Source organism: Streptomyces boncukensis, assembly GCF_011045075.1.
In the GTDB taxonomy this organism is placed as follows: Bacteria; Actinomycetota; Actinomycetes; order Streptomycetales; family Streptomycetaceae; genus Streptomyces; species Streptomyces boncukensis.
This window is the reverse complement of sequence record NZ_JAAKZZ010000445.1, coordinates 1-6,215: the sequence shown is the minus strand read 5'-3', so window position 1 is coordinate 6,215 and position 6,215 is coordinate 1. Positions and strand designations below refer to the sequence as shown.

At 71.1% G+C, this 6,215-nt stretch carries 8 protein-coding genes; 3 read left to right on the top strand and 5 right to left on the bottom strand.

Annotated elements, in window-relative coordinates; genetic code table 11:
• Positions 1–518: DUF4158 domain-containing protein (locus tag G5C65_RS29210; protein WP_165302045.1), on the bottom strand; the 518-nt coding region annotated here is incomplete at its 3' end.
• 157 nt (positions 519–675) lie between these two features.
• Between G5C65_RS29210 and G5C65_RS29205 the strand changes: the two genes are divergently transcribed.
• Positions 676–1,245: a hypothetical protein gene (locus G5C65_RS29205; RefSeq protein WP_338146720.1), complete on the top strand. Its 570-nt coding sequence runs from the start codon at positions 676–678 to the stop codon at positions 1,243–1,245.
• Between the two features lie 14 nt (positions 1,246–1,259).
• Here the strand turns inward: G5C65_RS29205 and G5C65_RS29200 are convergent, their stop codons facing one another.
• Positions 1,260–1,841: a DUF5701 family protein gene (locus tag G5C65_RS29200; RefSeq protein WP_241266134.1), complete on the bottom strand. Its 582-nt coding sequence runs from the start codon at positions 1,839–1,841 to the stop codon at positions 1,260–1,262.
• 149 nt (positions 1,842–1,990) lie between these two features.
• Between G5C65_RS29200 and G5C65_RS29195 the strand changes: the two genes are divergently transcribed.
• Positions 1,991–2,641, top strand: coding sequence for a TetR/AcrR family transcriptional regulator (locus tag G5C65_RS29195; protein ID WP_206442401.1), 651 nt, complete (start codon positions 1,991–1,993; stop codon positions 2,639–2,641).
• 74 nt (positions 2,642–2,715) lie between these two features.
• On the opposite strand, the gene G5C65_RS29190 is transcribed toward G5C65_RS29195, so the two are convergent.
• The 3 genes from G5C65_RS29190 to G5C65_RS29180 form a co-directional block, all read right to left on the bottom strand.
• Positions 2,716–3,174 carry a carboxymuconolactone decarboxylase family protein gene (locus tag G5C65_RS29190; protein ID WP_165302044.1) on the bottom strand — a complete coding sequence of 153 codons (459 nt, stop codon included), beginning with the start codon at positions 3,172–3,174 and terminating at the stop codon, positions 2,716–2,718.
• 79 nt (positions 3,175–3,253) lie between these two features.
• Positions 3,254–4,567 carry an MFS transporter gene (locus G5C65_RS29185; protein WP_165302043.1) on the bottom strand — a complete coding sequence of 438 codons (1,314 nt, stop codon included), beginning with the start codon at positions 4,565–4,567 and terminating at the stop codon, positions 3,254–3,256.
• A gap of 126 nt (positions 4,568–4,693) precedes the next feature.
• A complete protein-coding gene (locus tag G5C65_RS29180) occupies positions 4,694–5,533 on the bottom strand; it encodes a DeoR/GlpR family DNA-binding transcription regulator (protein ID WP_165302042.1) in 840 nt (279 codons plus the stop codon).
• Positions 5,534–5,648: 115 nt separating this feature from the next.
• Between G5C65_RS29180 and G5C65_RS29175 the strand changes: the two genes are divergently transcribed.
• On the top strand, positions 5,649–6,215 hold a 567-nt coding region (locus tag G5C65_RS29175; RefSeq protein ID WP_338146719.1), incomplete at its 3' end, for an HAD family hydrolase.

Here is a 6,215-nt window from a genome sequence, read left to right as displayed (position 1 = left end):
GTCGCCGATAGCCGCTCGGCCGTCTGGCGGCAGAACTGCTCCTCGAAGGCCGCCACCGCCGAGCCCGCCAGCCGCGCCACCCGGCCCGGCGTCGGCGGCTCCAGGCCCTGCTTTCGGCAGCGGGCCACCACCGCCTCGACCAGCCGCTCGCGCGACAGCTCCACCGGACACAACTCCGCAGCCAGCCACTCGGCGAGCTGGGCCTGGTCCTCCACCGAGCACTCGCGGAAGCCGAACGCCTCCCGGATCTCCGTACGGTGTCGCTTGATCGCCCGGCCCGTCCAGTCGTACGCCGCCCACTCCGCCTCAGGCACCTTCACCTGCTGCGCGACGTAGGCGACCGCCGCCTGGGGCACCTCACCTGGCACCTCCGGGAATCGGGCCTCCACCTCGAAGAACTTCAACAGCAGCGCGAACCCCAGCCGGTTCGACCCGGACTTGTTCCGCAGTTTCGCCATGTCGTCTTCGAGTAGTGTCCAGACCTCGATCAGGTCCTCCGGCTCCCATTCCTGCCGCACCCCGGTCTCCTCCCGGTCGTCGTGACACGACCAAGGTGACGAAGCATCACCACCGCCAAGACGAGAAGCCCGGAACCGCTGACAAGCACACCCCTGATCCGCTACAGAGAGCTACTTGTCACTTCGTGGCAGCTTCGGGAGTGCAGGGCCGACTCGGGTGGTTGCGGGGCTCGCGCTCGCGGGGCTGGCCGCGCTGACGGCAGGCGGTTGCGGCGGGTCCGACGACGGGGACGGGAGCGGGAAGGCGGCGGCGTCCTCGTCCGCGCAGCCCTCGGACTCCGGGCGCCCCTCGGACTCCGGGGAGCTCTCGGAGAGCCCGGCCGACCGATCGACTCCGCCGAGGTCCCCGGCGGAGTCCTCGGCGGAGTCTCCGGTGTCGGCGGCCGATGGACGCGATGTCGGCGCCTGCGCGGACGGCGACTGCGAGATCGCGGTGCCCCGGCCGGTGACGTTCCGGTTCAAGGGGCCGTCCGGTCCGGCGAAGCTGTCCGTGACCGAGGTCGGCCCGAACGAGGTCGAGTACGAGGTGACGTCGGACGGGGGCCGGGCCAAGGGCGGGGCGGGCGGCCCGGGGCGGGGTTGCATCACCGTCCTGCGGAGCGGCGGCACCAGCAACTCCTGCGGCCGAGTGGCGACCACCAGGCCGAGCCCCCAGCCCGACGCCGCGGTCATCCAGGTGGCGACCGGGAAGGACGGCACAGCGCTCCTGCACATCGTGTCGAGCTGACCGCCCCGGGGCCGCTACCCCGCTCTGCCCGCCGCCGAGGCCATCCCCAGCCAGGTGTGCGGGTTGCCCTCCCAGCACCAGCCCAGCTTGGGGGCGCGCTGGCTGATCCATATCGCGGGCACCCGGCGGTCGCCGCAGCGGGAGGCGCCCAGCGAGAAGCACTTGTTCTTCGCCAGGGCCGCCGGATACTGGGTGACGAAGGCGAGCCCCTCCTCGATCGTCAGCAGCGTCCGCCCGCGCTCGGCGATCGCGGCCATGGCGTCCCGCGGCACGGCACCGCAGAACTCCTCGCCCCGGTCGGCGCCGAGCAGCAGATACGCGGGCTCGGCCGGCGGCTCGGCGCCCTCGACCGGGACGAAGCGCGCGAGCGAGCCCTCCTCGTAGTGCCGGTCGACGATGCCGGGCTTGGTGCCGCTCTCCAGCCGGGTGAGCTCCACCATCTCCTCCACCGGCACCAGGGACCGCGTGACGACCAGCACGAACGGCGCCGCCCCCGGCTCTGCCGCGGCGCGCACCGCCACGTCCCGCAGCGGTGCGACCGTCTTCGTGAACTCCTCGGGGCTGATCCCGGCCCGGTCCGGATAGCCCTTCTCCAGCAGTGTGTCGAGCTGGCGGTCGAACTCCGTGCCCGCATCGGTGATGTTCAGAACGATCTCCCTCGACTCCTCGCTTCAACCTTGCGACACGTGTAAAGTTACGTCGAGAGCAAGAATACGTCAAGGGTAAATTCAAGGAGTGCGCGGAGATGACGGAGATGACGGAGACGGGCGAGCCTGGCCTGCGGGAGCGGAAGAAGCGGGAGACGCGGGAGCTGATCTCCGACCGCGCCACCGAGCTGTTCATCCTCCGCGGCTTCGAGGAGACCACCGTCGCCGAGATCGCCGCAGCGGCGCTGGTCGCGAAGAAGACGGTCACCAACTACTTCCCGCGCAAGGAGGACCTGGCCCTCGATATGCACGAGGAGTTCACCCAGGGCCTGGCCCGCACGGTCGCGCGGCGGCGCACCGGCGAGTCCGCGCTGGCGGCGCTGCGCGGCGAGTTCCTCGCGGCCGTCTCCCGGCACGACCCGGTGATCGGCTTCTCCGGGGAGCCCTTCGCCCGCATGGTCGCCGGGAGCCCGACCCTCACGGCCCGCCTCCGCGATCTCCACGAGCAGCGCGAGGAGGCGCTGGCCCGCACCCTGGCGGACGAGACCGGCGTGCCCGCCGGGGACATCACCCCGCGCGCGGCCGCGGCCCAGCTCGCGGGCGTCCACCGGGTGCTCTTCCGGGAGCTGATGGACCTCACCCTCCAGGGGCGGTCGGACGAGTCCGCCGCCGAGGCGGTCGCCGGCTCGGCGGAGCGCGCCTTCGCGCTGCTGGCGCCCTCGCTGGGGGAGTACGCGGTGCGGATATGAGCGGAGCCCCGCCTTCCCCTGCGAGGCGGGGCTCCGGTGATGAGCGGTGGTGCGGGTGGTGCGGGTGGTACGGGTCAGAAGGTCACGGAGGGGTCCGCGGGCTGCCGGGTGGTCACGTTGACGGTGTTGAAGAGGTTGGTGAGGCCGATCATCAGCACGAGCGAGGACAGGGCCCGCTCGTCGAAGTGCTTGGCCGCCTCGTCCCACACCGGGTCCGGCACCTCCCCGCGGTCGGCGATCCGGGTCGCGGCCTCGCCCAGGGCCAGGGCCGCGCGCTCGGCGTCGGTGAAGTACGGCGCCTCGCGCCAGGCGGCCACCGCGTGCAGCCGCTCGTCGGTCTCGCCCTTCTTCTTCGCGGTCCGCGCGCCCCCGTCCACGCAGAAGCCGCAGCCGTTGATCTGGCTGACCCGCAGGTGGACCAGCTCCAGGGTGGTGTGCGGCATGCCGCCCCGCTGGATGGCCTTGGCCAGCTGCTGGATCGGGCCCACGGCCTCGGGGATCACCTGCGCCGGGTTCTGGATACGTGCCGTCATGGTGGCTGCTCCTTGGGTGCGGTCGGTGCTCTCTGTGTCTGTCACCCCTATGACGGCGGGCGCCCCCCGGAATGTGACATCAGGGCCGCACGACTTTCACCGGCTCGACCCGGCCCGGTGCGGCCGGGGCACGGCCCGGTGCGCCCGGGGCCTTCGGGTCCGGGCCGCCGCGCTCCTCCGGCAGCTTGAGGAAGAGCGTGAGCACCATCGCCACCAGGTACAGCGCCAGGAAGACGATCGTCACGCCGCCCGCGCCGACCAGCGGCAGGAAGAGGCTGGCGATGGCCGGGCCGACGAAGGTGGCACCGCCCGCGCCCAGGTTGAGCAGGGCCATGGCGCCGCCCTTGTTCTCCGGCGCCATGGAGGGGATGAGCGCCGAGATCGGGACGAAGCCCGCGAGGGTCGCGCCGTAGAGCATGCCCGCCAGCACCGCGACCCAGTAGTAGTCGGCGCCGAGCCAGGTGGGCACGTAGTAGAGCAGTGTGACGCTGATCGCGCAGCCCAGCGCGCCGAACGAGGCGATGGTGGTCCGCCAGCCGATCTTGTCGGAGACCGCGCCGAAGATCAGGTTGAAGAAGATATTGGTGCCGTAGATGATCGCGAGCAGCTGGAGCCACTTGTCGGTGCCGAAGCCGACGTCGTCGGAGAAGATGCGCGGCAGGTAGACCAGCATCCCGAACTCGGGCGCGGTGTTGATGATCCGCACCACGCAGCCGACGAGCACCCTCGGATGGGTCTTCACGATGGAGATGCTGTTCTTGAGGCTCTCGCCGGTGCTGACGTCCGCGGGCGCGAGGCGGTCGCCGCCCGGCCGGCGCTGCGCGCCGACCAGGGCGATGGCGCCGCCGATCAGGATCAGGCCGAGCGCGGTCCACAGGGTGCCCATCTTGCCCAGGGCCGGGATGGTGAGGCTGGACCAGAGCGAGCCGAGGGTGGGCAGGCCGCCGGTGAAGGCGAAGTAGAACCAGCCGACGGCCGTGCCCAGGCGGGCCTTGGGCGCGGTGCCGGTGATCCAGACGAGGAAGCCGAAGGCGAAGAGCGGGTAGCCGAAGCCGCGCAGCCCGTAGAAGAGCAGCATCAGCGGGTAGTTCTCGGTGCCGAGCGCGAAGAGCAGATAGCAGGCGTCGAAGACGGCCCAGATCACCAGGCCGGTCCACATCACCCTGCGCGGCCCCCAGACCTCGGCCAGCGCCCCGGAGAACCAGGACGCGAGCATGACCGCGATGCCGTAGGCCGTGATCACATAGCCGGCCCGGACATCGCTGCCCGCGCCGTGGTCGGCCATGTACGGGGCGATGAAGCCGCTCTCGACGCCGTCGCCGATCATGAACAGCAGTACGCCGATATAGCCGAGGACCAGGGTCTTCGGCAGCCCTATGCGATCCAGCAGCATCGCGGCCTCCACTCTGAGGTAGCCAGTCCGTGCTCCTGGATACTCATCCTGGCCGCGATAAATATCAATAGCTGTGTTAAAGATAACGAGCCGTTTTGTTAATCCATGACCCGCGCCGCCAGGGCCCTAGTCCGCGATCCGGACGTCCGTCAGCTGGCGCAGCTGGGCCAGCACCTCCTCGTCCACCGGCGGCGTCAGCACCACATGGTCGAACGCGGAGACCGGGTCCAGCCGGTGCAGCGCGCTGCGCCCCACCTTGCTGTGGTCCATCAGCAGCGCGCTCACCGAGCCCGCCTCGCGCATCGCGCGCTTGATCGCGACGATCTCCTGCTCCTGGTGGTACGTCATGTCGGCGGTCATCGCCGAGGTGGACACCACCGTCAGATCCGCCGAGAAGCTCCTGATCATCTCCAGCGCGGAGAGCCCGATCCAGGAGTCGTGGGTCCGCGAGTACTCGCCGCCCACCAGGATCAGCCGGATGTCCTCGGCGGCCCGCAGCTCCTCGGTGATCAGGCGGTAGTTCGTCACCACCGTCATCGGCCCGACCCGGGGCAGCAGCCGGGCCAGCGCCAGCGCCGTGGTCGAGTCGTCCAGCATCAGCGACATGCCGGGGCTGAGGAAGTCCAGGGCCGCGCGGGCCAGCGCGCCCTTGGCGTCCGCGTGCGCGTGCAGCCGGAAGTCGGAGCTGGACTCGAAGACGGTGGAGGGCTGGGCCGACACCCCGCCGTGGTACTTGCGCAGGATGCCGCGGTCGGCCAGCTCGGTGATGTCCCGGTGCACCGTCATCAGGCTCACACCGGTCAGCTCGGTGAGCTCCGCCACGCTGGCGTCCCCCCGGGCCAGCACATGGTCGACGATCAGTCGCTGGCGCTGCTGGCGGGTGGCGCGTGCTCCCCGCTGGGGCTCCTGTGGTGGTTCCTGTGGTGGTTCCTGGGAGGGCTCCTGGGGCGGTTCCTGGGCGGTCATACGGACCATCCTGCCCTGTGCGCCGCCGTCTGTCCGCAGCCCGTATCAGTCAGCCGGTGACAAGTAACAGAATGAGTGTTAATTTGCTAGGACCGCGATGTTAGGAGTACCGGCCGTGGCCGAAGCAGTGGTGTTTGACATGGACGGAGTGCTCGTCGAGAGCGAGCACCTCTGGGAGGGGCTGTGGACGGCCTTCGCCGCGGAGCGCGGCAAGCAGTGGGGGCCCGAGCAGACCAAGAGCTGCCAGGGGATGAGCGCCCCCGAGTGGGCCGCGTACCTCACCGCGTTCGCCGGCGCCGGGGACAGCGCGGGCGACACCGAGCGCACCGTCGTCGACGGCATGGTCCGGGCGCTGGACGACGGCGAGATCGACCTGCTGCCCGGCGCCCGCGCCATGGTCACCGAGGCCGCCGCGCTCGGCCCCGTCGCGCTCGCCTCCTCCGCGCCCCGCCGGGTGATCGATGCGGTGCTCGCGCACCACGGCGTCGAGCACCACTTCAAGGCCACCGTCTCCAGCGCCGAGGTGCCGCGCGGCAAGCCCAGCCCCGATGTCTACCTCGCCGCGGCCGACCGGCTCGGCGTCCCCGCGGCCCGCTGTCTGGCCGTCGAGGACTCCAGCAACGGGCTGCGCGCCGCGGCGGCCGCCGGGATGACCGTCGTCGCCATCCCCAACCCCACCTAC